This is a genomic window from Bacillus sp. ChL18 (genome assembly GCF_026241425.1).
GTDB classification, from domain to species: Bacteria; Bacillota; Bacilli; order Bacillales; family Bacillaceae; genus Bacillus; species Bacillus velezensis.
The window spans coordinates 330283-356681 of sequence record NZ_JAPHWE010000002.1; the positions used below are offsets into that span (position 1 = coordinate 330283).

The window sequence follows — 26399 nt, forward strand, 5'->3', positions numbered from 1 at the left end:
TGTTTTATATCTCATTATAGTTAGATTTTCTCCCGATCACAATACGGAAGGCTTGGAGGAATGATTTGACAGCCGCGGGGGATGTGCGTACAATACCTACATAAGATTACTAGGTAAGGGTGAGAAAATAAATGCTCAACAGGGAGCTTGTAAAGGGAAGCACGGTCATTCTGGTGCTGACGCTGCTGAATGAACGGCCCATGTACGGGTATGAACTAGTGAAAGAAATGGAGAAAAGAAGCGGGAATGAACTGCAAATGAAGGAAGGCACGCTGTACCCATCGCTTCATAAGCTTGAACGCCAAAGCTATATTTCTTCTTACTGGGAAAAGCAGACCAAAGGGCCGGACCGAAAATATTACCGGATCACCGATGAAGGAAAAAACATTCTAGCCGAACGGACGAAGGAATGGAATCTGTTCTCTGCTCTGATGGACCGGATGCTGAAGCGGGGCGGGCAGAATGGATAAAGACCTTTATGTGCAGGAAATCAGAAAAGGGCTGGAAGGTAAGGCCGGAAGCCGTGAATTATTAAAAGAAATCGAAAGTCATATTCATCATGCCATACGTGATCATCTGAAAAAAGGCAAAACCGAAAGCGAGGCGATGGCGCTTATTCTGCGGGAAGTGGGGACTCCGTCTGAGATTATCTCTGCTTTTCAAAAAGCTTCGGCGGTGCCCGCGCGGACTTTTATGCTCTTTTATCTGTTCTGCAACTGCGGTCTTTTTGTGATGGGGGCGATGATTACGATGATGCACGCGTGGAAGATTCATCCCGCTGTTGACGCGCTGTGGAAAGGGATTTCCGTGTCAGTATGGCTGATTATGATCGGTTATGTGCTGTATTGGTTCCAAATCGGCTATCAAGCTGGCAAGGAGTTCGGGGCTGGCGGCAAAAAGCTTGCTGAGCGGACGGTATGGGCTTCAATGGTGCCGAATCTATGTTTTATGTTTGTCTTTTTGTTCAATCTGGTTCCGGCTGGGCTGTTTCCTTCGGCGGTCACACCGAGTTTTGCGGCAGTATGCGCCGTTGTGACGGTATGTTTTCCGTTTTGCGGCAAAATAGGTTTTTACGCAGGCAGGCAGAGACTTGCCTGATCTTTTTCACTATATACATAGGGAATCTATATAGGGGTGTTAAAATGAGATTAGGTTCGTGGATGTACGGCGCGTGCGCCCAAATAGCCGTTACCGTATTTACCGTCTGCGGCTTGATTCTTGCATTGCCCGTTGGGAGTCTTTTTATTATGGTTCTGAATGGGATGCAAGACGCTATTTTTGTTGTTTTCAGTATTTTGCTTCTTCTATTGTTTTATGCGCTGGGATGGATTTGGGCCGTTTCGTTTGCGCGTGAGTGGAAGGTGAAACTTTTCGAGCTGCAGATCAGTTCGCTCATTCCGCTGGCGGGTATATTATACTTGTACATTGACAGCGGGGTGAGTATACCGGAACTGATTCATGATTGGCATGAGGATGGATGTGCGCTTGTCCCGCCGGCTTTTGTCTGCTTGTGCACATGCTATGCGATGGTGTTGGTGCCTGTTTATCAATCAAAACTTTGGAACGCCATGGAGGCGGGCAGACTTAATGCCAAGGCGGTATGCACTGTTTGGGGAGACCTTCTGATCATTCTCGTTTTGCTGGCGGGCATGACCTGGATTTGTTTCTGAATGGGCCGAAATCAAAAATCCCCCCTGATCTCTCCGCCGCTTTATGTTTTAATAGAACATGAGAAAAAGCAGAAGGAGCGGGTCATGAATATATCAATTGTTATAGTCACGTATAACCGGATTCCGGCTTTGTGTGAGCTGCTGGAGTCGATTTCCATGCAGACCATAAAGCCTTATGAAGTCATCATCGTAAATGATGCCGGGGAATCGGTCGAACAAGCGAAGCAGCTGTACAGCGATCTGCCGATTCAGATTATTGATTTAGAACAGAATGCCGGACATGTGGAAGCGCGGAACGCAGGTGTGAAAAAAGCGTCGGGTGATTGTATCATGCTGTGCGATGATGATGATTTCATTACGCCGGGCCATTTGGAAAGAATGGCGGCTGCACTTGCTGATGCGGATTTTGTCCATTCTGACGCGGAAATTGTGTCATTTGAAGAACGGGGCGGCACGAGATACCCGGTGTCACGAAAGCCGTTCGCCTATACGGCGGATTATGCGGATATGCGGGTGTTTTCCACGTACGTTCCGTCAGGCAGCATGTACAGGCGTTCTCTGCATGACACGTTAGGGTATTTTGATCCGGATGTCCATAATTATTGGGACTGGGACTTTTATTTGCGCGCTGCGAAACAGCACCGTGTGAAGCGTGTTCCTTGCGCGAGCGTCATATATGCGTTTTTTGAGGGAGGCGGCAATCAGTCCGCGGATCTCGGCGGCAAACGGAAGCGGTACTTAGACCGGTTAAGCGAAAAGCACGGGCTTGGGGAGCTCCCGACGAAAAACTTCGCGGTTCTTCTTGAAGAGCCGGACATGAAGAGGCGGGAGGCGCCGACTGACATTGTGTGGGACGGAAAGCCCGTCCATTCAAGACTGCACAGTTCATAAGGGGGACGAACAGTTTGAAACAGCTTTTAAAAGACAGCTGGTGGAATCAGCTGGAAGATGAATTTGACAAACCGTATTATCAAGAGCTGAGAGAGATGCTGAAACAAGAATACAGCAGCCAAACGATTTATCCTGACAGCCATGATATTTTTAACGCCTTGCATTATACGCCCTATGAGGATGTAAAAGCGGTCATTCTCGGACAGGACCCGTATCACGGACCAGGACAGGCGCACGGGCTTAGTTTTTCCGTTCAGCCCGGGGTCAGACAGCCGCCGTCTTTGAAAAATATTTTCATAGAGCTTCAGGACGATATCGGCTGCTCCGTACCGAACCACGGATCGCTCGTCAGCTGGGCGAAGCAGGGAGTGCTTTTGTTAAACACAGTGCTTACGGTTCGCCGCGGTCAGGCCAATTCCCACAAAGGCAAGGGGTGGGAGCGGCTCACTGACCGCATCATTGATGTGGTGAATGAAAGAGAGAAGCCGATTGTCTTTATCCTGTGGGGGCGTCACGCGCAGATGAAAAAAGAGCGCATTGACACATCGAAACACATTATTATTGAATCGACTCATCCGAGCCCGTTTTCGGCAAGGAACGGCTTTTTCGGGAGCAGACCGTTTTCCCGTACAAACGCCGCCCTTGAAAAAATGGGGGAGCAGCCGATTGATTGGTGCATCCCCGACCTGCCGCAATAAACGTTTTTTTTGAGGCGCTTCCGCCCGGCGGAAAGCGCCTTTTTTGACGTTCCGGGCGGTATGCCGCCAGAAAAAATAACAAACTCAATTCTGCGATTCACTCAGAAATTTGATAAAATGCAGGAAGAAGACAAATTACTGCTGGAGGATTTACTCATGAACATACATATCTCTGCTTTGATTCAGAAGATGGAAGAAGAACTGAGGCAGGCGAAAACGGCGACCCGCACCGAGGAAGTCAAAATGCACGCGGCCGCCATCCGCTCTCTGTGTGATGTCGTGCTCGGCACTCAGACGCACACCGATCCGGAGCCTGTGCAGAATCCGATTCCGAAAGCGGCGCCGAAACCTTCAGCGTCTCCTTCGACAGACCCGCTGCTGCTTGAAAAAATGATGGGCAGCGCCGGGCTGAACCAATATCAGAAAAAAGTGAAAGACGAACGTGAGGAAGACGGAAACGGGGATTCCATTTTCGATTTTTAACAGGAGAGGTTGATTGACTTGAAACTGATACTCGGGGGTTTGCAATGGACGGCATTTATGATTGCGGCTGCGATTGTAGTTCCTGTCGCCATCGCACAATCATTTCACTTGAACCATGCCGATTCTGCCGCATTGATTCAGAGCACATTTTTTGTGCTTGGCGTCGCCGCGGTCATCCAATGTCTCCAGGGACATCGTCTGCCGATTAATGAAAGCCCGGCAGGCTTATGGTGGGGCGTATACACGATTTACGGCGGACTGACGGGCACGGTGTTCGCGACATTCGGCGAGACGCTGCGGGCGCTGCAGGGGGCGCTGTTATTAAGCGCTGTCTTTTTCTTTTTGTTCAGCCTTTTTAAAGTGATTGAACGGCTGGCCGTGCTGTTTACGCCGGTTGTGACCGGTGTGTATCTGCTGCTGTTGGTCATGCAGCTGAGTCAGCCGATTGTGAAAGGCCTTTTGGGCATCGGCTATTTAAAAAACAGCGTCGACGGCCTTGTATTCGGGCTCGCCATGGTTGTGACGGCGGCGATGTTCATCATGTCCCGATCGAATGTTACGTTCTTAAGACAGTATGCGATTCTCCTTTCGCTTGCCGGCGGATGGATCTTATTCGCCGTCTTTGGCGCAGCCAAACCGATTCAAATACCGGACCGCATAATTCAGCTGCCGGCTCTTTTTCCGTTTGGAAAACCCGTGTTTGACAGCGGCCTGATCATTACGTCACTCTTCATTACCGTGCTTTTGATTGTCAACATGCTCGCGAGCATCCGGGTTGTAGAAGCGGCGGTGAAAAAATTCGGCGGCACCGTTGGGAAGCGGCGTGAGCGTCCGGCTGGGTTTGCGGCTTCGATCAGCCACCTTTTGAGCGGGCTGTCAGGGGGCATTGCGCCTGTGCCGATTTCAGGGGCGGCCGGTTTTATTGAGACGACGAAGCTTCCTTCGAAAAAGCCGTTTCTTTTGGGAAGTGTATTTGTCATGATCATCAGTATGATCCCGCTATTTATGAATGCGTTTGCGAGTCTGCCCTCACCGGTTGGCTTTGCGGTAAACTTCGTCGTTTTTTCCACGATGGCGGGTCTTGCCTTTACGGAGTTTGACTCTTATGAGAAAGCGGAGCAAAAACGAATCCGCTCCATTATCGGTCTGGCGCTCCTGACGGGGGTCGGCGTAATGTTTGTGCCGGAGAGCGCGTTATCAGGGATGCACCCGATCCTGATTTCGCTCTTAAGCAACGGCCTTGTGCTCGGGACGCTGCTGGCGATAGCGATTGACCGAATCCAGCTTATCAAAAAGAAAAAATCCGACAATCTCGTGTCATCGGATGACGGACGTTGAATTTTGCCGATGTTGGGTTATGATTGAATTGGAAACTTTAACGAAAAGGCGGGAGAAAAATAGATGAAAGTGTTTATTATTCTTGGTGCGATTAACGCTTTATTGGCCGTGGCGCTGGGCGCTTTCGGCGCGCATGGGCTTGAAGGGAAAATCCCCGATAAATATTTGCAGGTGTGGCACACAGGCGTGCAATATCATATGTATCACGCGCTCGGTCTTCTGGCTGTCGCGTTTTTGGCCGAAAAGCTTTCTGGCGCAGGCAGTGTTTCTGTTGCGGGCTGGCTGATGTTTGCGGGCATCGTTCTGTTTTCAGGAAGCCTGTACGTATTGAGCGTGACGCAGATTTCCATTCTCGGCGCGATTACACCGCTCGGCGGCGTGGCGTTTATCATCTCTTGGATTATGATTATCGTCGCGGCCGTCAAATATTTATAAAGAAAAAAAGCCAATCCTCTGTCAAGTGAGCGATTGGCTTTTTGATTTATCTCGGAGAATAAGAAGACATGGAGTACGGATAAGTATAAGCGATTTCCTCATCAAACGTGATGTAATCAAGGTAAATGGTCAGAAGCAGATAGCGGGTGCCCGTTTTCGGATCGCTGATGATGATATGGTCACGTCCCGCCGCCTGAATCACACCGCGGAAAATCTTTGAATTCCATTCTTTGCTGTTTTCAAATGTCATATAAATCGTCGCCGTTTTGCCCCGGTTCAACCGCAGAATATTTTCAATGTATGACTCTTCAATCGGCAGCATGCCGGGAACGTTTTGTGACGATGATGGACCTGACGGAATCTGAAAGCTGCCGCCGCCCTGCTGCTGCGGCTGGCCGGGGAACCCCCCGCCGAAGCCCTGCTGGCCCTGCTGCTGCGGCTGGCCGGGAAACCCCCCGCCGAAGCCCTGCTGGCCTTGCTGCATCGGCATTGTCATTTGCTGCTGCATCGGCATCATTTGCGATCCTTGGCCGCCCTGAGGCTGCGGATAAGGATTAGGCCCGAGCTGCGGCTGGTATCCTTGCATATCCATTCCCATCCCCATCCCTTGCATTTGCTGATATTGATTCTTTTTCGGTTTCATATTGTTCCTCCTTTGATGAAAACCTCTTCATGCTGAAACCTCCTGACAAGTATCAGACAGCCGACAGAGAAGCTGCTGTTTTTATCTATTCCACCATATGAGCCCGCAGAAAGATTTATGCGAAAAAAGAAAATACGCTCCAATGAGTCCGGACATCAGAGCCGGTTTTTTTTGTGCGCGCAAAGCTGACTTTTCACATAATAGTCTGTATTCCTATCGCATCTTCCGCATAAGGAACATATGATAGCGGTAGTTTCAGGTGCGAAAAGGGGGTGACGAGTTGCCTAAAGTGTCAGTGATCATGACGAGCTATAACAAAAGTGACTATGTGGCCCGCTCTATTAAAAGTATTCTGTCTCAGACGTTTACGGACTTTGAGCTGTTCATTATGGATGACAACTCAAATGAAGCGACATTGGCGGAAATACGTCCTTTTCTCACGGATGCCCGCGTCCGGTTTTATCAAAGCGATGTATCGGGCGTCAAAGAAAGAACGGAAAAAACACGCTACGCCGCCTTGATTAATCAGGCAATAGAAATGGCGGAGGGCGAGTACGTGACGTATGCGACCGACGACAACACGTATGTGCCGGAACGGCTTGAGAAAATGGTGAAAGAGCTTGATGAAGACCCGGAAAAAGCCGTCGTGTATTCAAGTTCCAAAACCTATCATCTGAATCAGCGGAAAGAGACGGTGAAGGAGACGGCCAGGCCCGCCGAACGGATCGTGTGGAACGCGCCGTGCGCCATTGACCATTGTTCGGTCATGCACCGGTTTTCCGTGCTGGAACAGGTCAAATCGGCATTCGGTTCCTATTGGGATGAAAGCCCCGCGTTTTACCGGATCGGTGACGCCCGTTTCTTCTGGAGAGTGAATCATTTTTATCCGTTTTACCCGATTTCTGAGGAGCTTGATATCAATTATATTACCGATCAATCCATCCATTATCAGCTTTTCGCGGCGGAGAAAAACGAGTTTGTGAACAGCCTTCCGCAGCAGACCACGTGCCGGGAGCTGAGGGAATCATTAAAAAAGCTTGGAAAGGGGTGAGGGCTTGTCGGCATACTTAGCGAATTATTGGGTGCTGTACCGGCAGTATATTGACCTTTTTCAGTCACTTTGCTACAAAGACATCCCGCTCGCATTGATCAGTAATTTTTATCAATATATCAGTCCGGCGCTTCGGGAGAGCATGGAGCAGAACCCAGAGCTTTTCGGTCCGGCTGATCAGCATATTCCTGAAGCCGGTATACAGCCATATTATGATCAAAAAAGGCAAAACATTAAGAAAACAGATGAGAAACCGGTAAACGGAAAAGTCATTCTGCATTTCGATCATCTTCGGTTCACCGAGGGAAACTACCGGCAGTTTGATCCGGCAAAAACAGCGGTACTGGCCAGATGGAGTCTGCCTGACCATTACGGGCTGCCCGTTATCTGCAAATTGGAGCTGACGGGAATGGGGCAAAAAGGGAACCCCGTCCCTTATATTGAAAAAGCCCATTCCATTTTGAAAGAGCTTCACAGCCATCCCGCTTTCGGAAACAGAGAATTTCAGGAACGTTTGTATAAAGACATTCCATTATTTATTGAAGCGATTGACGCCGTTGATATTTTGTTTGCGGCCGAGAAGATTTCCGCCGTTGTAGTCGGCACGACGGAGGATATTTACAGCCGTGTGCTGGCGCTGATGTCAGCGAAAAAAAACGCCGTCAGCATCTGTCTGCAGCACGGAGCGCTCATGGGAGATGAAGCGTTTCTGCCCGTATTTACGGACTATCAGGCTGTATTCGGGGCTTATGAAGCGGAGTGGTATAAAGCAAAAGGCTGCAGGGGTGAACAAATCATCATCACGGGGCATCCCCGTTTCGACGAGATTTTCTCAAGAGAGCCGATAGATCAGGACACGTTTTACCGCAAACTTTCTTTTCTCCCGTCACAGCGGACGGTGCTGATCGCCACGCAGCCGTTTTCTGATGAATTTTATACGGGCGTGCTTGAAGAGCTTGCCGGCCAAAAGAACATGCAGCTCATTATTAAACCGCATCCGTGGGAAATCGGCAAAAACAAGCTGGATGCTTACAATCAGGTGCTGCGGAAATATAAAGCAGGCAAAATCATCAAAAAAGAGATGGAGCTGTATGATATTCTACCGTATGTTGACGCTGCGGTGACACAGACATCAACGGTCGGTCTTGAAGCGATGCTGTTTCAAAAGCCCGTGCTGATCGGAAAATCAGCGGGAACCCGCCGATACCCTTATTATCATTCACTTGGAGAATTTGTTTTTGAGGACCCGCAGGCACTCGCTCAGGAATTAATCCGGATATGCGAAAGCCCCGCGGAATATCAAAAAGCGGAACAGGCGCGCCGTGCTTTTGTCGCCGCGAACTACCCGGTTCAGGATTCGCTTGCCGCTTTATGCCAAGTGCTTCAGGAAAAAACCGGAGTCAGCTTCAGACGGGTTGACCCTTCATAAAAAAGATAGGAGCGCAAAGAAAATGGTGCAAAAAAGATCAGCTTTTCTTCCTTATTCATTGCCCATGATCGGGAAGGACGAAATTCAGGAGGTTATTGATACGCTTGAATCGGGCTGGCTTTCAAAGGGACCGAAAGTAGAGGCGTTTGAAAAAGCCTTTGCCGCCTGGACGGGGGCAAAGCACGCGATCGCGCTGAACTCATGTACCGCCGCTTTGTTTTTGGCCCTGAAAGCGAAAGGGATCGGTCCCGGCGATGAGGTCATCACGTCTGCCGTGACGTTCAGTTCAACAGCCAATACAATCGTGCACACAGGCGCCGTTCCGGTGTTTGTTGACATCGATCCGCTTACGCTGAATGCGGACCCTGAAAACATTGAGGCGGCCGTCACCCCGCGGACAAAGGCGATTGTACCCGTTCATTTCGCCGGCCAGTCGTGTGATATGGATGAGATTCTGGCCATTGCCGAAAAGCATCAATTATTTGTCTTAGAGGATGCCGCACATGCCGTGTATACCACTTATAAACAGAAAATGATCGGATCAATCGGTGATGCGACGGCATTCAGCTTCTACGCGACAAAAAACCTGGCAACCGGTGAAGGCGGCATGCTGACGACGGACGATGACGGGCTTGCCGATCAGATCAGGGTGCTCAGCCTTCACGGCATGAGCAAAGGCGCGTGGAACCGCTATTCTTCAAACGGAAGCTGGTACTACGAGGTCGAAACGCCCGGCTATAAAATGAATATGTTTGATCTTCAGGCAGCGCTTGGGCTTCATCAGCTGAAACGGATTGACAGCATGCAGCAAAGAAGAGCCGACATTGCGAGCCGCTACCAAGACGCCTTCAGACACATGAAAGGGCTGACCATCCCGCATGTCAGTGATGACGGACGGCATGCATGGCATCTGTATGTTCTTCAAATAGAGGAGCAGGAGGCCGGGGTCAGCCGGAACGATCTGATTTCCGCTTTAAAAGACCAATATCATATCGGCACAAGTGTTCATTTTATTCCGGTTCCGTTCCATCCGTATTATCAAAAAACGTACGGATATAAGGAAACTGACTTTCCGGCCGCGGCAGCGTATTATCACCGCACCGTGTCACTCCCTCTTTATCCGTCAATGACAGATGACGACGTTGAATACGTCATTGCAGCCGTTACGGATATCGTCAAAGGGGCTGATTAGGTGTACAGACTGAGGGAAAATCTTGCTCAGGACATGATTCATGCCTTCCTGCATCAGAAGGGCATCCAGCCGGAAGCCTATGAATCGTCGCTCTGTTTATTGGAAGAAAACAGCCTTCAAGGCGTGATTTTATATGAAAACTCTTCGTGGGAAAGTCAATTGTTCCGAAAAAATATCATCAATGTGAAGATTGCAGCCGCAAACAGCACCGGACAGCTCAAAAGGCTGTTTCAGGAATTTTACGCGGCAAGGCGGGCGGCAGGCACTGATTTTATATTTATTAAAATACCGGCTGAAGATATCGGGGCGATGCAGGTCGTTCAGCAGCTTCCGAACGCTTATTTTGTAGGGAGTCTGCTCAAGCTCGTCAGCCCGGTGCGTGTATATAACAGCACGCCGCCGTTTGAGATTACAGAAGCCGGACCCGGCGACATGGAAGCGATCAGCCGGCTGGCCCGCGACGCCTTTACAAAAAGCAGGTATTACCAAGATCCCCGCCTCAGCTATGAAAGTGCAAACCGCCTGTTTGAAGAGTGGGCGCGGAATAACGCGGGAGGCAGAGCTTCGTTACAATTCGCCGCCACATATAAGGGAGAGACCGTGGGCTTTGTTCAGGGGCTGTCTAAAGGCGATGAATTCGTCCTTGATCTGATGGCGGTAAAGCCAGGCTTTGAAGGAAAAGGAGCGGGATTCCATTTAGCGGCGCACGTGATTGAACAATCATTGCGCTTTCAGCATAAGACTGTATCAGCGGGAACGCAGCTCCACAATGTAAGAGCCATCCGCCTGTATGAAAGAATGGGATTTAAAGCGGATGCGTCCTATTACTACTATCATGTGTGGCCCGGGAAGGAGGCGGACTGATGGCATCATGCAAAATCGGAACGAAGTCAATCGGCGAAGGTTCGCCCGTATTCATCATCGCCGAAGCCGGAATTAATCATGACGGAAAACTGAGCCAGGCGTTTGAATTGATAGATGCGGCCAGTGAGGCCGGCGCGGACGCGGTCAAGTTCCAAATGTTTCAGGCTGACAAAATGTATCAGAAAGACCCCGGCTTGTACAAAACCGCTGCGGGAAAAAACGTCTCTATTTTTTCTTTGGTGCAATCCATGGAAATGCCCGCCGAGTGGATCGAACCGCTGCTTGAATATTGTAAGAAAAAAGGCGTGCTGTTTTTAAGTACGGTATGTGACGAAGGCTCTGCCGACTTACTGTATGCGACTTCCCCTTCAGCCTTTAAAATCGCCTCCTACGAGCTGAACCATCTGCCGTTATTGAAATATGTCGCGGGGCTGAAGACCCCGATTATTTTTTCCACCGCGGGCGCTGATATTTCAGATATTCAGGAGGCTTATCAAACCATTACCGGCGAGGGGAACACAGAAATTGCGATCATGCATTGTGTGGCGAAATATCCCGCGCCGCCTGAATACAGCAATCTGAGCGTCATTCCCATGCTTGCCGCCGCATTCCCGGATGCAGTGATCGGTTTCTCCGATCACAGCGCCCATCCGTATGATGTGCCGTGCGCGGCTGTCAGGCTCGGAGCGAAACTGATTGAAAAGCATTTTACGATCGATAAAAACCTGCCCGGTGCCGATCACTCCTTCGCCCTCAATCCGGTTGAATTAAAAGAAATGGTTGCGGCGATCCGCTCAGTTGAAGCGGAGCTGCGGCAGGGGCATCACTCTCCGGTTCCGGAAGTGCTGTCGGGAAGTTCCCATAAAACGACGACACCGATTGAAGGGGATATCAGAAGGTTCGCTTACAGAGGCATTTTTTCAACAGCGCCGATTCAAAAAGGCGAATGTTTTACGGCTGAAAACCTTGCCGTCCTTCGTCCCGGCCAAAAACCGCAGGGGCTCCACCCGAGATATTTTGAGCTTTTAACTGACGGCGCGCGTGCGGTCAGGGATATCCCCGCCGACACGGGCATCACTTGGGATGACCTTTTGACGAAAGGCAGCCCCTATGATGACTGACATTTTGTTTATCATTCAGGCGCGGATGGGAAGCGGGCGTCTTCCCGGTAAAGTGCTGAAACCGATCGGCGGGTATACGATCCTCGATATGATTGTCAAAAGGGTTCGGCAAAGCGAGTATTATGATCAATCGCGGGATAATCTGATCGTCGCCGCGTCTGACAGCAAGACCGACGACATTCTGTCTGCGCACTGCATCAGCAACCACTACCGTGTGCACCGCGGCAGCGAGCAGCGTGTGCTTGACCGGTTTGCACAAGTCATCGAACAAGTAAAACCGGACATCGCCATCAGACTGACGGGGGATAACCCGTTTGTCGACCCTTCGCTGCTTGATTTTCTGATTCAATCGCATTTAAATCAGCACGCAGACTACACGTATATCTGCGGTACACCGCTCGGCATCGGCGGCGAGGCGGTTAACGCGCGTCTTTTAACAGAGATCAATGCGGACAAAACGCTGGCGGACAAATATCAGGAGCATGTCACGCTTTTAATAAGAGAATCTCCTGAGAAGTACCGGCTTCTCTTTCCTGAGCCCCCGCAGGAACTCCGGGCTCCTCACTTGCGGCTGACCGTCGATACCGAAGAGGACTACAGGCTGGCCCGCGAGCTGTACGTAAAAGCGGGCTCGCGTCCTGATATTCCGGCAAAAGAATTGATCCATCTGCTGAATAGTGATCCGGAGCTCAGGGCCATTAATCAAATGATCCGGCAAAAAGAGGCTGATTAGCATGCGGGTTTTGATTTTCGCGGACGGGGGCCGTGACATCGGCATGGGGCACGCGGTCCGGATGAAGCTGCTTGCCGGTGCCATTAAGAACAATTGCGCAATAACGTTCTACACAAATAAAGAGGCTTCTTCTTATCTGTCTTCTGATCAATGGGAAGTGATCATCAAGCCTGACAAGGGACAGAAGGAATTTATTGTCCGGGAAATAAACAGGCAGGCTCCTGACCTTCTCATATTCGATCTGCTCGATATGCCGTGTGACTGGTTAGAGGAAGTCAAAAAGCATTCATCGGCACGTATCGTCTTATTTGAAGAAAAACGGGAACATGTCATTCATTTATGCGATGCCGTTATAAACGGCATTTACGGAGGGCTGAAAAGCCGGACGGTTCAAATGGGCGGCGCCGTTGTATATGAAGGCCCGGAATATATCATTCTTCATCCGGGTTTTGAAAAAGCAAAGCAGCTCTATCAGCTGAGAAAAGAATGCCGGACCATATTGGTCTCATTAGGAGGAAGCGACCCGAAGAAGCTTGTCTTTAAAGTGATGGAAGCATGCCGCCGCATCCCCGATATTCAGCGAAAACGAGTGATCATCGTCATGGGCGGCGCCGCGCCTCATGCTGATGGTGTGCGCGCGCATCTTACACAAATGCCTTATGCCGAGATGGTAAGGCAGACAAATGACATGGCCGCGCTTCTCACGAGGGCTGATATGGCCGTCGTGTCCGGCGGGATCACTTTATATGAGACCATTTGTACGGGTGTGCCCTGCATCGTACTTTCTCAAGTGGAGCATCAAACTGAGACGGCGGAAAAATTCGCCGCACGGGGGGCCGCCGTTCATCTCGGCCTTGGTGAATGCATATCAGCGGACGTTCTTGCACGGCATATGTCTGACATGGCCGCTGATTATCCGATGCGGTCCGGACTTCATCAAAACGGAAAGCCGCTGGTTGACGGCAGGGGCATCAAACGGGCGGCGGCGATTCTTTATGATTTGTGATAAAACCACACGTAAGGAAGTGTTCATGTGAAAGGTGTTATCTTAGCCGGAGGCACCGGCTCACGCCTTATGCCGCTGACAAAAGCGGTCAATAAGCATTTACTCCCTGTCGGTCCATATCCGATGATTTACTGGTCGATCATGAAGCTGGAAGAAGCGGGGATTACGGATATCTTGCTGATTACGCAAAAAGAATATATTCCGCAATTTCATAAACTTCTCGAAACCGGAGAAGAACTCGGCGTCTCAATCACATATCAGGTTCAGCCAGCCGCATCCGGCATTTCCGACGGTTTATCATACGCAAAGCGGTTTACCGGGCGCGACCCGTTTGTCCTGCTTTTGGGAGATAATATTTTTGAAGATTCATTAAAACCTTATACGGAGCGTTTCGCAAAGCAGGGAAAAGGAGCGAAAGTGCTGCTGAAAGAAGTTGACGATCCGGAGCGCTTCGGCATCGCCGAGATTGATGAGGAAAACAAACGGATCAAGTCGATCATTGAAAAGCCGGAGCAGCCGCCGACCAGACTATGCGTCACAGGGATCTACATGTACGACGCAGAAGTGTTTTCTTATATTGAACAAATTTCCCCTTCAAAACGCGGCGAACTGGAAATTACAGATGTCAATAATTTATACATTGAACACAGTGAGCTGACGTATGATGTGTTAACGGGCTGGTGGGTGGATGCGGGCACGCATGAATCGCTCTACCTCGCCGGAAGCCTGGCGCATCAGGCAATACAGAAAGGACAGGAGCATTAATCATGCCAAAATCATATTTAATTACAGGCGGCGCCGGATTTATCGGCCTTACCTTCACAAAGATGATGCTGAAAGAAACGGACGCGCAGATTACCGTCCTGGATAATCTCACGTATGCAAGCAGGCCGCTTGAAATAGAAGCCTTAAAAAAGAACGGCCGTTTCCGTTTTATCAAAGGTGACATTTCTAAAAAAGAGGACATTGACAAAGTCTTTTCCCACATGTATGACGCTGTCATTCATTTTGCGGCTGAATCCCATGTGGACAGAAGCATAAATCAGGCAGAGCCGTTTATCACAACAAATGTGATGGGCACATACCGACTGGCGGACGCGGTGTTACAGGGAAAAGCCGGCAGGCTGATTCACATTTCCACAGATGAGGTGTACGGAGATTTGGCGCCGGATGATCCCGCTTTTACAGAGACGACGCCGCTTTCTCCGAACAATCCGTATTCCGCCAGCAAGGCAAGCTCAGACCTGCTCGTCATGTCTTATGTGAAAACTCATAAGCTTCCAGCCATCATTACAAGATGCAGCAACAATTACGGGCCGTACCAGCATCACGAGAAAATGATTCCGACCATTATCAGGCATGCCGTAAACGGCACGCCGGTTCCGCTGTATGGCGACGGATTGCAGATCAGAGACTGGCTGTTTGCCGAAGATCATTGCCGCGCCATTAAGCTCGTCCTGGAAAAAGGAACACTCGGTGACATTTACAATATCGGCGGAGGAAATGAACGGACGAATAAAGAGCTTGCGTCATTTATCATGAAGGAGCTCGGTGTCGAGGAACGGTTTGCTCATGTCGAAGACAGAAAAGGGCATGACCGCCGTTACGCCATCAATGCTTCAAAGCTGAAAAATGAGCTGGGATGGCGGCAGGACGTCACATTTGAAGAAGGAATGAGAAGAACCATTCGCTGGTATACAGACAGCCAAGACTAATCGGAAAGAAGGGGATCCGATTGACGAAGGTATTAGTAACCGGAGCGGCCGGCCAGCTGGGACGGGAGTTATGCCGCCAGCTGAAGCGGGAAGGGTATGAAGTGATCGCCTTGACAAAAGCGATGATGAACATATCCGACCAGCGTTCGGTGCGGCACTCGTTCAGCCATTACAAGCCGGATATCGTCGTCAATACGGCGGCATACACCTCCGTTGACAAATGTGAAACGGAGCTCGACAAAGCTTATTTAATAAACGGAATCGGCGCTTATTATGCCGCGCTTGAGGCTGAAAACACCGGCGCGAAATTCATTCACATCAGCACCGATTACGTCTTCAGCGGCAAAGGAACACGGCCATACCAGACCGACGATCCCGCAGATCCGGGCACGATTTACGGAAAAAGCAAAAAACTCGGCGAAGAACTGATCCGGTTAACGGGAAAAAAACACACCATTATCAGAACATCGTGGGTGTACGGCAGCGGCGGGCACAACTTTGTCAATACGATGCTGAAGCTTGCGGATACACATGATCAGGTGCGTGTTGTCAGCGACCAAGTCGGAGCGCCGACGTACACAAAGGATTTAGCCGAAACGGTGATCGGTCTGTTTGACAGGCCGCCGGGCTTGTACCACGCCGCAAACAGCGGAGTGTGCAGCTGGTATGAATTTGCCAAGGCTATTTTTGAAGAAAGCGGCAGAACCGCCGCCGTGCTGCCCGTCACGACGGAGGAATACGGAAATGAGACGCCGCGCCCCGCTTATTCGGTGTTGAGTCTTGAGTCGATTGAACGGCAGGGGCTCGGCATGAGGCATTGGCGGGAAGCGCTGCAGGATTATTTACAAAGGGAGGGACAGTGCAAGTGATCGAAGGCGTAAAAATCAAAAAGCTGATCAAACACAGCGATGACCGGGGTTTTTTCTCAGAACTCGTCCGTGACGATGAACATCTCTTAGAGCATTTCGGGCAGGCTTCCTGGTCCAAAAGCTATCCCGGCGTCATTAAAGCATTTCACTATCATGAGAAACAGGATGACCTGTGGTTTTTCCCGACGGGCCACGCCCAGGTCGTGCTCCATGACCTTCGCGAAGAGTCGGCAACCAAGGGAGAAACGGATGTCTACTACATGGGAGAAGACAATCCGATGCTCCTTCTCATTCCCAAAGGCGTCGCACACGGATACAGAGTGCTGGGCGAAACCCCGCTGACCATTATTTATTTCACGACAATGTCCTACAATCCGGATCAGCCTGACGAAAAAAGAATCCCGTGGAATGATGACACCATCGGATTTGACTGGCAGACGGCTCACCGGTAGCGCACAAGACGAAGACAGCGGATGTCTTCGTTTTTTTGTGCTGATGTTAGCATTTGCTGTGAATGGAGCCAGTGAATAAGATACGACCGTCGACTATCATGATTGCTGGCCTGAAGGACAATTTCATCAAAAATGTCTTGGAAGATGTCGGTTAATCCTTAATGGAACCAAAAATTAAGAGATTCTTATGTTCTTCTCCTATGAAGAACATACATCCTAAAAAACAATAAATGATTTATTGAATGGGGATAGGATTAGGATTTAATTAGAAAAATCTTAAGAAAAAAGTAATATTTGCTTAAGGGAAAAGAGAACTTTCCTTTATATAGTAGGAGTATATATGGAAAGGGGAAAGCGAATGACATACATCTTAAAAACGAGTCAGCTTACAAAAACATTTAAAGGAAAAGAAGTTGTTTCCGGGGTTAATATGCACGTGAAAAAAGGAGAGATTTATGGATTCTTGGGTCCCAATGGTGCAGGTAAAACAACCATTATGAAAATGATTACCAATTTAATCAAGCCAACAAGTGGGGAAATAGAAATTTTCGGTGAGAAATTAACAGATACGTCATTTGAAGTTTTAAAACGAATTGGCACCATTATTGAATATCCCATTTTCTATGACAACCTCACTGCTAAAGAAAATTTAGATTTCCATTGTGAATATATGGGCTATTACGATAAAAAATCCATTGACCACGCTATCGAGCTTGTAAAGTTACATAATATTGATAATAAAAAAGTGAAAGAGTTTTCTTTAGGAATGAAACAAAGGTTAGGAATAGCCAGAGCTATTTCTACAAGACCAGAACTTCTCATTTTAGACGAGCCGATTAACGGTCTGGATCCAATAGGTATAAAAGAGTTGAGGGATCTCTTTAAGTTACTTTGCAGAGAATATGGAATTACATTATTAGTCTCCAGTCACATTTTAGCCGAAATGGAACAAATGTCAGATACTGTTGGTATCATACAGAATGGCAAGTTAATAAAAGAAGTTTCTATGAAGAGTATAAACGGAAAACAAACAGAGTATGTGGAGGTAAAAGTCCAAAATATAAAAAAAGCGTTATATATTTTAGAGCAAAATCTGGGGATAAGAAATTTTAAAATGATTGACCAGCAATTAATTCGTATCTATGAAACAGCAGTTACACAACAAGAAATCTCTAAAGCACTTATTCTGAATGACATTGGTATAGAAAGTATAAATAAAAAACACAGTTCTTTAGAAGAATACTTCTTAAATTCTATGAATGGGGAGGGAATACACACTAGATAGATTGCCTGTCTGTGTTATGCACCTATTTGCATTGTCTTAAATTCTTCTGCCGGAGGCTAATTGAAATGTTAAAACTTATGAAATTAGAGTACAAAAAACATCACTTATCACAGTATTTTAAATGGGTGGCACTTTGGATATTCATCATCTTTGCCTTAGTGGCTCTTATGGGATGGGAATCTAAAAATGAAAATGAACTTATGTTTCGTGATTATGCAGATTTTATATCTCTAACTAATATTTTAATCAGAATTGTGTTTATTTGTTTTTCTGCTGTGATTTTATCCCGTTTAGTTATTGATGAATATAAAAATAAAACAATACAATTGCTGTTTACTTATCCTTTACAAAGAAAAAAATTAATGCAAGCTAAACTATCTATTGTCTTCCTATTCTGCTTTGTAAGTATTGTTATTGCTACGTTTGTTATTAACTTGTTAATTCTCTTCGTGAGTCCGCACTTATATTTATTCGAGAAGCCTGTTGAAATGAGTGAAGTTATTTCCGCTATGCCATCGACTCTTCTCACCGCTTTTATGATGGGAGGAGTGAGTCTGATTCCTTTATTTTTCGGCATGAGAAAAAAATCAACTTCTGCTACAATCACTTGGGCTGTCATAATCGGGGTCTTTATCAATGCAACAGTTTCCGACGGAGGAGAAACAGTCAGTTTAAGTCAATTTATTATCATTCCAATTATACTTTGTTTATTTGGTTTTTTAGTGGGTTATCTTTCTTACCGTAAGGTGGATCAGAAAGATTTATTGTAGATAAAAGGAGAAATTATACAATGAAGAAGATTATAGCATCATGTGCAGTGTTAATCGTAATCGGCGGAATTGTTTTAAGCCTTTATAAGACAGATACTAAAAACTTTAAAAAGAACGTGTCCTACAATGTTGAAAAAATTGATACTTTAAAAGTATATACTGACTCATGGGATGTGAAGTTTAAAAAGAGTAATTCAAATAAGGCAACAATATCTGCTGATGGGAAACAGAAAGATAAGGCTCCAGTTACATTTCAAGAAAATGGGAGAGATTTGGTCGTTAGTCAAAAAGAACAAAAGAATGGCGGCTTTTTGGATGGATTTACTTTTGGGAAGCAGGACGGCACAATCTATATTAATGTTCCCGATTCAGGTATGAACAATATTGAAATAACCAATAAAGATGGGAATATACAATTAAGTGAAATTTCAGCTGAACATATTGTCGTTGATAATCATTCCGGTGATGAAAAAATCAATAATGTTTCGGCTCATACTGGAAAGTTTTCATCCAAGGATGGGGCGTTAAGCGTTGAAAATAGTTCTTTTGAGAAATTAAATATAACATCTGCAAGCGGCGATAACGAGATGAAGGAAATACATAGTTCCAATATAAAGGTTACTTCTAAAGATGGAGCGGTTTCAATCAAGGACATAACAGAAGGAACATCTTTATCAGTAAATACGAAATCAGGAGATATAGGTGTATCTTATACAAAAGCGCCAACTTCACTTGCTGTTTTTGCTCAGAGTAATTCTGATGTAACGTTTGATCTAGATGGGCTTAATAAGAGCCATGATGGCGTAAAACTGAAAAAAGGTGAAATTGGCGCAGGAAGTAATAAAGTGAGTCTATCTAGTGAAGATGGTTCGATAAAGGTGAGATAAAAAGAGAAAAACACAAGACAACAATTCCCGCTATTGAAGAATGGTTGTCTTATTTGTTTGTATTTAAAATATTTTGGAATATTTATCTCCTTTTGTATAAAAAATAATTATAATGAGATTAATTATCTGTATAATGATTGAAATAAACAGTGAATTAAGAATATCAGTTTTATATTTAAGGAGCGGAAAGCTTGGGTTACAAAATATTAATTGTAGAAGACGACCAATTCATAAGCGATATGGTAAGCGAAAGCTTAACGAAAGAAGGGTTTGAAGTAACAGCAGCTTTTAATGGTGAAGAAGCTTTAGACATATTGAACACCCAAAAGTTTGAGGTTATATTGTTGGATTTAATGCTTCCGAAGATAGATGGGATGGAATGTTTAAGAATGATTCGTTCCAAAAGTATGGTTCCCGTTCTTATCATGTCTGCAAAAGATGAAGATGTAGATAAGGCACTTGGTCTCGGCCTCGGGGCTGATGATTATATTTCTAAACCTTTTTCTATGCTGGAGGTAATAGCCAGAATTAAAGCAACCATTAGAAGAGAAAGACACTATAAGAGCTCCCTGTCTTCAAAGGAAGAAAAAATCATTAAAATAGGTGATTTAAGTGTTGACCTGCATGGCTTTTCTGTTGAAAAATTCAATGAAAAGATTAATCTCACAGCAAAAGAATTTAATATTTTAAAACTCTTTATTTCTAATCCTTCACAAGTATATACTAAGTCTCAACTTTATAAATCCGTATGGGAAGATGAGTATCATGGAGATGAGAATGTAATTAATGTTCATATTAGACGGCTCAGAGAGAAAATTGAGGACGATCCATCTCATCCAATGTACATAAAAACTTTGTGGGGAATCGGTTATAAGTTGGGAGATTTTTAAATTGTTTTATATGTTGGTTATTTTATTCATATGCTCTGCAGCAGTAAATATATTTCTTTTCCGAAGCCGATTAAATCTAAGGACTGAGATTAAATATATAAGAAATAAACTTCGAAAAGTTGTTAATGAAGAGACAGGCGAAAGATTATTGCTTAACACGGAAGATAAATATATAAAATCCTTGTTAATTCAAATAAACCGTCTTTTAGACCATAATCAAAAGATCAAAGGGAACTACAATAGTATTGAACTGTCCATGCGAAAAATGTTATCAAATATTTCACACGATTTAAAGACGCCTTTAACAGTTATACTAGGTTATATTGAAATGATAAATAACGATAAAAGTCTGACTTCGGAAAAGGTTATGAGTTTACTAAAAACAGTTAATTTAAAAACGGTCGAGGTATTAGCGTTAATAAACCGTTTTTTTGAACTTGTAAAATTAGAGTCAGGAGATAAAAAATTAAATTCTTCACGAATTGACATATGTGAAGTCAGCCGAAAAATAATTTTGGATTACTACGAAATTTTAATCAGCAAAGAATTTGAAGTAGTGATTGATATACCCGATGATTCTGTCTTTGTTAGCGGAGATGAAGATGCAATTGAGAGGGTTCTGAATAATTTAATTACGAATGCAATTCAATATGGTTCCGATGGTAAGATGGTGGGTTTAAAGATCAGAATAACTGATAATGATGTTTTTGTAGAAGTATCAGATAAAGGAAAAGGGATAAATGAATTGCATAAAGACCGTGTCTTTGAACGAATGTACACATTGGAGGACTCGAGAAATACCAATTATCAGGGAAGCGGATTGGGGCTGACGATTACTAAGAGATTAGTAGAGCAAATGGAAGGAAGTATATCTCTAAATAGTGTCCCCTTCAAAGAAACAACGTTTTCTGTACGTTTAAGACGTATTAAATTTTAATAAAAGCAGTAAGGTTTCTTCTGTATACGTCTTCAAATCCCCTTTCTCTTTAATCTGAGAGGCTGACAACAGCCTCTTTTTTTACACACAAAAACCTGGCATGAATCTTGCATATAAAAAGGGGCGTAACGACAATGTGAAAGGGATTGATGGGTTTTGGTGTAAAAGCGCTTACATTTTGTTCTGCCGGTAATTGAAGCTTACACGTAAAATACGATGAGGTGATAAAACATGTCAGCCAACCCGCTTTCTAAAAGCAATCAGAAAGATGAAGAAAAAGAAGTTCTTAATTTGTTCTTGTCAACACAATCGATCATAAAAGAGGCCCTGCGCAAACTGGGGTACCCTGACAATATGTATGAATTGATGAAAGAGCCGATGCGGCTTTTGACCGTCCGCATCCCCGTCAAAATGGACAATGGCTCAGTACAGGTTTTCACGGGCTACCGCTCACAGCATAATGACGCAGTCGGCCCGACAAAAGGAGGCGTGCGGTTTCATCCGGAAGTCAGTGAAGAAGAGGTTAAGGCGCTTTCGGTCTGGATGACTTTAAAATGCGGCATCACAAATCTTCCTTACGGGGGCGGAAAAGGCGGCATCATCTGTGATCCGCGGACGATGTCATTCGGAGAGCTGGAACGGCTGAGCCGCGGATATGTGCGCGCGATCAGCCAGATCGTCGGTCCGACAAAGGATATTCCGGCTCCCGACGTATATACCAACTCGCAGATTATGGCATGGATGATGGACGAATACAGCCGCCTGAGAGAATTTGATTCACCGGGATTCATTACGGGCAAACCGATCGTTCTCGGCGGTTCACAGGGGCGGGAGACGGCGACCGCGCAAGGCGTCACGATTTGTATTGAGGAAGCCGTTAAGAAAAAAGGGATTCCATTGGAAAATGCGCGGATCATCATTCAGGGGTTCGGAAATGCGGGGAGCTTTCTCGCTAAATTTATGCATGACGCCGGCGCCAAGGTGATCGGCATCTCAGACGCCCACGGCGCTTTGTATGACCCTGACGGCCTTGACATTGATTACCTGCTGGATAAGCGGGACAGCTTCGGCACGGTGACGAATCTCTTCTCGGATGTCATAACGAACCGGGAGCTGCTGGAAAAGGACTGTGATATTCTCGTGCCTGCCGCAATCTCCAATCAGATTACGGCTGAAAACGCCCATCACATTAAAGCCTCAATCATTGTGGAGGCGGCGAACGGGCCGACAACGATAGACGCCACGAAAATCCTGAATGAAAGAGGCGTGCTTCTCGTGCCGGATATTTTGGCAAGCGCCGGCGGCGTGACGGTGTCTTATTTTGAATGGGTGCAAAATAATCAAGGCTTTTACTGGTCTGAGGAGGAAGTCGCCGGAAAACTGCGCAGCGTCATGGTGAATTCGTTTGAATCCATTTATCAGACAGCGCATACCCACAAAGTCGATATGCGTTTGGCCGCCTATATGACGGGCATCAGAAAGTCGGCTGAAGCGGCCCGGTTCCGCGGCTGGGTATAAGTGTTATCCGCAAAGAGATTTTGCATCAGTTAGCTAGCAGATCGCAAAATTTCTTTGCGTTTTCAGATTGCAGCTGACAAATTCGGACAAGCTTCGTCCGCTTTCGGCAAAGATTTTCTTATTTTTATCACAAATTGCTATGCTGGTATGCTTCTTGCATCTTCATAAAGCGTGAGCACACATTACAAAATACGGGGAGGAATTCTAATGACAGTTTCATACGCACACGAACCATTTACAAATTTTCAGGAAGAGACAAATAAACAATCGTTTCAGGAAGCGCTGGCTTATGTGAATTCACAGCTCGGCAAGCATTATCCGCTTATCATCAACGGTGAAGCGATTGAAACGGATAAAAAGATCATTTCCGTCAATCCGGCAGATAAAAAAGAAGTGATCGGTTCTGTATCGGCAGCCGGAAAAGAACTTGCGGAAAAGGCCATGCTGGCTGCGCTGCAGGCATTTCAAACATGGAAAAAAGTACGGCCGGAACACCGCGCGAATGTGCTGTTTAAAGCGGCGGCGATCATCCGCAGAAGAAAGCACGAATTCTCCGCGTATCTAGTGAAAGAAGCCGGAAAACCGTGGAAGGAAGCGGATGCTGATACGGCGGAAGCGATCGACTTTTTAGAGTATTATGCCCGTCAGATGCTGAAACTGAAAGACGGTTCCCCTGTAAAGAGCCGTGACGGAGAATTTAATCAGTATCACTATGAGCCGCTTGGGGTGGGAATCGTCATTTCTCCATTCAACTTCCCGCTTGCGATCATGGCGGGAACGGCGGCGGCAGCCATCGTAACAGGCAACACGATACTGCTGAAACCGGCGGATGCGGCGCCTGTCGTGGCGGCGAAATTTGTTGAAGTGATGAAAGAAGCGGGCCTGCCGGACGGCGTGCTCCAATTCATACCGGGCGACGGAGGAGAAATCGGCGACTATCTGGTTGAGCATCCGAAGACGAGATTTGTGTCGTTTACAGGCTCCCGCGCGGTCGGATGCCGCATCTATGAACGCGCCGCAAAAGTACAGCCGGGCCAAAAGTGGCTGAAACGGGTCATTGCCGAAATGGGAGGGAAAGATACGGTGCTTGTAGACAGAGATGCTGATCTTGATCTTGCCGCTTCCTCAATCGTGTATTCCGCCTTCGGATTCTCAGGCCAAAAATGTTCAGCCGGTTCGCGTGCGGTCATTCATCAGGACGTCTATGATGAAGTTGTTGAAAAAGCCGTCGCTTTAACAAAATCACTCACCGTCGGAAGTCCGGAAGATTTTGATACATACATGGGGCCAGTCATCCACGAAGCATCTTATAATAAAGTCATGAGGTATATCGAAATCGGCAAAACAGAAGGAAAACTCCTGACGGGAGGCGAAGGTGATGATTCAAAAGGATACTTTATTCAGCCGACCATTTTTGCGGATGTTGATGAAAACGCCCGCCTGATGCAGGAGGAAATTTTCGGGCCGGTCGTCGCGATCTCAAAAGCCCGTGATTTCGACCATATGCTTGAGATTGCCAATAATACCGATTACGGACTGACGGGCGCTCTGTTATCGAAAACCCGCGCGCACATTGAACGCGCCCGCGAAGATTTTCACGTCGGGAATCTATACTTCAACCGCGGATGTACGGGAGCGATTGTCGGATACCAGCCGTTCGGCGGCTTCAATATGTCAGGAACCGATTCAAAAGCCGGAGGACCTGACTATCTGATTCTTCATATGCAGGCAAAAACAACGTCTGAAGCCTATTAATCTTTCGGAAATAGCGCGATGAAAAAGAGAGTCGCGCTATTTTCTCTATATTAGGGTAAGGAGGATGGAACATGTATCAGCAGCTCAGCAAAATGCTTCCGGAGGAGAAAATAGAAGCCATTACGAAATCACTGGTAGCGTTAAACAGCATCAACGGCACATTGGGAGAAGGAAAAAAAGCCGACTATATCAAAGATATGATCAAGAGCTTTCCCTACTTTCAGGAGAACCCGTCACATGTGTGGGAGCAGGCGATTCCTGAGGACCCTTACGGCCGCAAAAATATTTTCGCATTTATTGAGGGAAACGGCGACAGCCTGAATACGGTCATTTATCACGCTCATCTTGATACGGTCGGCATCGAGGATTTCGGCCCTTTAAAAGATATCGCTTTTGATTCCGACCGTCTCGCGGAGTATTTCTCAAACTATGAATTTGATCGTGATGTGCAGCGGGACGCCCGCTCAGGCGAGTGGATGTTCGGAAGGGGTTCGGTTGATATGCAAAGCGGTATTGCCGTTCATCTCGCCAATCTGCTTCACTTTTCTGAGCGGCGCGATCAGCTGCCGGGCCATATTCTGTTCATGGCAAACCCGGATGAAGAAAGCCAGCATTCCGGCATTTTAACGAGCATTTCTGAATTAAAACGGCTGAAACAAGAAAAGCAGCTTCGTTATTTAGCAGCGATTAATAACGATTTTATCACCCCGCTGTATGAAGGTGACACGACAAGGTACATCTACACGGGCGCGGCAGGGAAGCTTTTGCCTTGCTTTGCGATTTACGGGCGGGAGGTGCATGTCGGAGATACGCTGTCCGGCATCGACCCGAATTTGATCGCGTCAGAAATCACCAGAAGAATTCACAACAATATTCATATGGCGGAAAACATTGAAGGGGAGCTTGTGCTTCCGCCGACCTGCCTCTACCAGCGTGACAACAAGGAAGCGTATAACGTGCAGACCGCCGTCAGCAGCTATGTCTATTTTAATTATTTTATTTACGAGAAAACCGCCAAAGAAGTCATGGATCAGCTGACTGCGGTGGCTGACGAAGCCTGCAAAGAGACAGAACGAAAATTATCTGATTATTACGACGAATACTGTGAGAGAACGAGCCTGCCGAAAAAAGAGATGTCATGGAACGTTCAAGTGTACAGTCTGGAAGATTATCTGAAAAGGCTGAGAAGCCGCGGGATAGACCCGGCGCAGTGTATCGAGCAGGCATTTAAAACATATGAACATCTTGAACTGCGGATGAGATGCTTTAAAGCCGTCGAGGAACTGCAAAAACTCGATCCTGAGCAGGGAGCCAAGGTCATTATTTTCTATGCGCCGCCTTACCTTCCGCACAATTATCTGAAGGAAGAGAGCACACGGGACCGGCTTTTGCAGCATGTCATTCAAGAAGCCGTCGATAAAACAGCGGCGTCAACCGGAGAAACCTTCGCCTTTAAAAAGTTTTTCCCTTATTTAGCGGACGGAAGCTTTTTATCGCTGCATGAAACAGACGCAGAGGTCTCCGCCTTTACCGATAATTTTCCGGGCTGGGATGTCATCGGGACGATTCCTTTTAAAGAAATCAGGGAATTGAATATTCCGTCGGTCAATATAGGGGTATACGGAAAGGACGGCCATAAATGGACGGAACGCGTGTACAAGCCGTACACATTCCATGTGCTGCCGGAGCTCATTCAGCAGACGACAATGCACCTTTTGCACAGCTACCGATTAGACATACGCACAAATGGCTGACATAACGGAATAA

The 26399-nt window shown here is 46.8% G+C and carries 28 protein-coding genes; 27 read left to right on the plus strand and 1 reads right to left on the minus strand.

Annotated features, from left to right (window positions below):
• The first annotated feature begins 131 nt into the window (after window positions 1–131).
• The 8 genes from OQ477_RS12630 (at window position 132) to OQ477_RS12665 (ending at window position 5515) form a co-directional block, all read left to right on the plus strand.
• Complete coding sequence (locus OQ477_RS12630; RefSeq protein ID WP_003150960.1) at window positions 132–470, plus strand: PadR family transcriptional regulator; 339 nt, start codon at window positions 132–134, stop codon at window positions 468–470.
• Window positions 463–1098, plus strand: a complete 636-nt coding sequence (locus OQ477_RS12635; protein WP_265972668.1) for a permease prefix domain 1-containing protein — start codon at window positions 463–465, stop codon at window positions 1096–1098. Before OQ477_RS12630 ends, OQ477_RS12635 begins: the two co-directional genes overlap by 8 nt.
• A 44-nt stretch (window positions 1099–1142) precedes the next feature.
• Window positions 1143–1670: a hypothetical protein gene (locus OQ477_RS12640; RefSeq protein WP_100262078.1), complete on the plus strand. Its 528-nt coding sequence runs from the start codon at window positions 1143–1145 to the stop codon at window positions 1668–1670.
• Window positions 1671–1754: 84 nt separating this feature from the next.
• A complete protein-coding gene (locus OQ477_RS12645; RefSeq protein WP_007407698.1) occupies window positions 1755–2561 on the plus strand; it encodes a glycosyltransferase family 2 protein in 807 nt (268 codons plus the stop codon).
• Between the two features lie 14 nt (window positions 2562–2575).
• Window positions 2576–3259 (plus strand): uracil-DNA glycosylase, encoded by a 684-nt coding sequence (locus OQ477_RS12650; protein WP_265972669.1) that lies wholly within the window; start codon window positions 2576–2578, stop codon window positions 3257–3259.
• Window positions 3260–3319: 60 nt separating this feature from the next.
• On the plus strand, window positions 3320–3742 hold the full coding sequence (locus OQ477_RS12655; RefSeq protein ID WP_323054513.1) for a YwdI family protein: 423 nt from the start codon (window positions 3320–3322) through the stop codon (window positions 3740–3742).
• Between the two features lie 18 nt (window positions 3743–3760).
• The gene (locus OQ477_RS12660) at window positions 3761–5080 is read left to right on the plus strand and encodes a purine/pyrimidine permease (RefSeq protein WP_029972904.1); all 1320 of its coding nucleotides are present in this window, start codon (window positions 3761–3763) and stop codon (window positions 5078–5080) included.
• Window positions 5081–5143: 63 nt separating this feature from the next.
• Window positions 5144–5515: a DUF423 domain-containing protein gene (locus tag OQ477_RS12665; protein WP_003150969.1), complete on the plus strand. Its 372-nt coding sequence runs from the start codon at window positions 5144–5146 to the stop codon at window positions 5513–5515.
• 46 nt (window positions 5516–5561) lie between these two features.
• Here the strand turns inward: OQ477_RS12665 and gerQ are convergent, their stop codons facing one another.
• Entirely contained in the window at window positions 5562–6158 is a 597-nt protein-coding gene (gene gerQ, locus OQ477_RS12670; protein ID WP_014419171.1) for a spore coat protein GerQ, read from the minus strand.
• Between the two features lie 280 nt (window positions 6159–6438).
• Here gerQ and OQ477_RS12675 point away from each other — a divergent pair, with 280 nt between their 5' ends.
• The 19 genes from OQ477_RS12675 (at window position 6439) to OQ477_RS12765 (ending at window position 26386) form a co-directional block, all read left to right on the plus strand.
• Complete coding sequence (locus OQ477_RS12675; protein ID WP_014419170.1) at window positions 6439–7209, plus strand: glycosyltransferase family 2 protein; 771 nt, start codon at window positions 6439–6441, stop codon at window positions 7207–7209.
• 4 nt (window positions 7210–7213) lie between these two features.
• A complete protein-coding gene (locus OQ477_RS12680) occupies window positions 7214–8638 on the plus strand; it encodes a CDP-glycerol glycerophosphotransferase family protein (protein ID WP_265972671.1) in 1425 nt (474 codons plus the stop codon).
• A 22-nt stretch (window positions 8639–8660) separates the two neighbouring features.
• Window positions 8661–9830, plus strand: coding sequence for a DegT/DnrJ/EryC1/StrS family aminotransferase (locus OQ477_RS12685; RefSeq protein WP_265972673.1), 1170 nt, complete (start codon window positions 8661–8663; stop codon window positions 9828–9830).
• Window positions 9831–10694, plus strand: a complete 864-nt coding sequence (locus OQ477_RS12690) for a GNAT family N-acetyltransferase (protein WP_072176926.1) — start codon at window positions 9831–9833, stop codon at window positions 10692–10694. It abuts the gene before it with no gap.
• Window positions 10694–11815 (plus strand): N-acetylneuraminate synthase family protein, encoded by a 1122-nt coding sequence (locus tag OQ477_RS12695; protein WP_265972676.1) that lies wholly within the window; start codon window positions 10694–10696, stop codon window positions 11813–11815. Before OQ477_RS12690 ends, OQ477_RS12695 begins: the two co-directional genes overlap by 1 nt.
• Window positions 11808–12548 carry a cytidylyltransferase domain-containing protein gene (locus tag OQ477_RS12700; RefSeq protein ID WP_265972678.1) on the plus strand — a complete coding sequence of 247 codons (741 nt, stop codon included), beginning with the start codon at window positions 11808–11810 and terminating at the stop codon, window positions 12546–12548. Before OQ477_RS12695 ends, OQ477_RS12700 begins: the two co-directional genes overlap by 8 nt.
• A gap of 1 nt (window position 12549) precedes the next feature.
• Window positions 12550–13554 (plus strand): PseG/SpsG family protein, encoded by a 1005-nt coding sequence (locus OQ477_RS12705; protein ID WP_265972680.1) that lies wholly within the window; start codon window positions 12550–12552, stop codon window positions 13552–13554.
• Between the two features lie 27 nt (window positions 13555–13581).
• A complete protein-coding gene (locus OQ477_RS12710) occupies window positions 13582–14319 on the plus strand; it encodes a sugar phosphate nucleotidyltransferase (protein ID WP_029972897.1) in 738 nt (245 codons plus the stop codon).
• A 2-nt stretch (window positions 14320–14321) separates the two neighbouring features.
• Window positions 14322–15269 carry a dTDP-glucose 4,6-dehydratase gene (gene rfbB / locus OQ477_RS12715; protein ID WP_021494763.1) on the plus strand — a complete coding sequence of 316 codons (948 nt, stop codon included), beginning with the start codon at window positions 14322–14324 and terminating at the stop codon, window positions 15267–15269.
• A 20-nt stretch (window positions 15270–15289) separates the two neighbouring features.
• Window positions 15290–16138: a dTDP-4-dehydrorhamnose reductase gene (gene rfbD, locus OQ477_RS12720; RefSeq protein ID WP_265972683.1), complete on the plus strand. Its 849-nt coding sequence runs from the start codon at window positions 15290–15292 to the stop codon at window positions 16136–16138.
• A complete protein-coding gene (locus OQ477_RS12725; RefSeq protein ID WP_021494765.1) occupies window positions 16135–16590 on the plus strand; it encodes a dTDP-4-dehydrorhamnose 3,5-epimerase family protein in 456 nt (151 codons plus the stop codon). The genes rfbD and OQ477_RS12725 overlap by 4 nt, the downstream gene beginning before the upstream one ends.
• A gap of 358 nt (window positions 16591–16948) precedes the next feature.
• The gene (locus OQ477_RS12730) at window positions 16949–17875 is read left to right on the plus strand and encodes an ABC transporter ATP-binding protein (protein WP_265972684.1); all 927 of its coding nucleotides are present in this window, start codon (window positions 16949–16951) and stop codon (window positions 17873–17875) included.
• A 65-nt stretch (window positions 17876–17940) separates the two neighbouring features.
• Window positions 17941–18645, plus strand: a complete 705-nt coding sequence (locus OQ477_RS12735) for an ABC transporter permease (RefSeq protein ID WP_053285333.1) — start codon at window positions 17941–17943, stop codon at window positions 18643–18645.
• A gap of 20 nt (window positions 18646–18665) precedes the next feature.
• Complete coding sequence (locus OQ477_RS12740) at window positions 18666–19532, plus strand: DUF4097 family beta strand repeat-containing protein (protein ID WP_265972685.1); 867 nt, start codon at window positions 18666–18668, stop codon at window positions 19530–19532.
• A gap of 191 nt (window positions 19533–19723) precedes the next feature.
• Window positions 19724–20422, plus strand: coding sequence for a response regulator transcription factor (locus OQ477_RS12745; RefSeq protein WP_265972686.1), 699 nt, complete (start codon window positions 19724–19726; stop codon window positions 20420–20422).
• Window position 20423: 1 nt separating this feature from the next.
• Complete coding sequence (locus tag OQ477_RS12750) at window positions 20424–21359, plus strand: sensor histidine kinase (RefSeq protein ID WP_053285335.1); 936 nt, start codon at window positions 20424–20426, stop codon at window positions 21357–21359.
• A 231-nt stretch (window positions 21360–21590) separates the two neighbouring features.
• Window positions 21591–22877 carry a Glu/Leu/Phe/Val family dehydrogenase gene (locus OQ477_RS12755; protein ID WP_014419156.1) on the plus strand — a complete coding sequence of 429 codons (1287 nt, stop codon included), beginning with the start codon at window positions 21591–21593 and terminating at the stop codon, window positions 22875–22877.
• Between the two features lie 207 nt (window positions 22878–23084).
• Window positions 23085–24632 carry an L-glutamate gamma-semialdehyde dehydrogenase gene (gene pruA / locus OQ477_RS12760; protein ID WP_022553947.1) on the plus strand — a complete coding sequence of 516 codons (1548 nt, stop codon included), beginning with the start codon at window positions 23085–23087 and terminating at the stop codon, window positions 24630–24632.
• Between the two features lie 71 nt (window positions 24633–24703).
• Window positions 24704–26386 (plus strand): M20 family metallopeptidase, encoded by a 1683-nt coding sequence (locus OQ477_RS12765; RefSeq protein WP_022553946.1) that lies wholly within the window; start codon window positions 24704–24706, stop codon window positions 26384–26386.
• Window positions 26387–26399 lie beyond the last annotated feature (13 nt).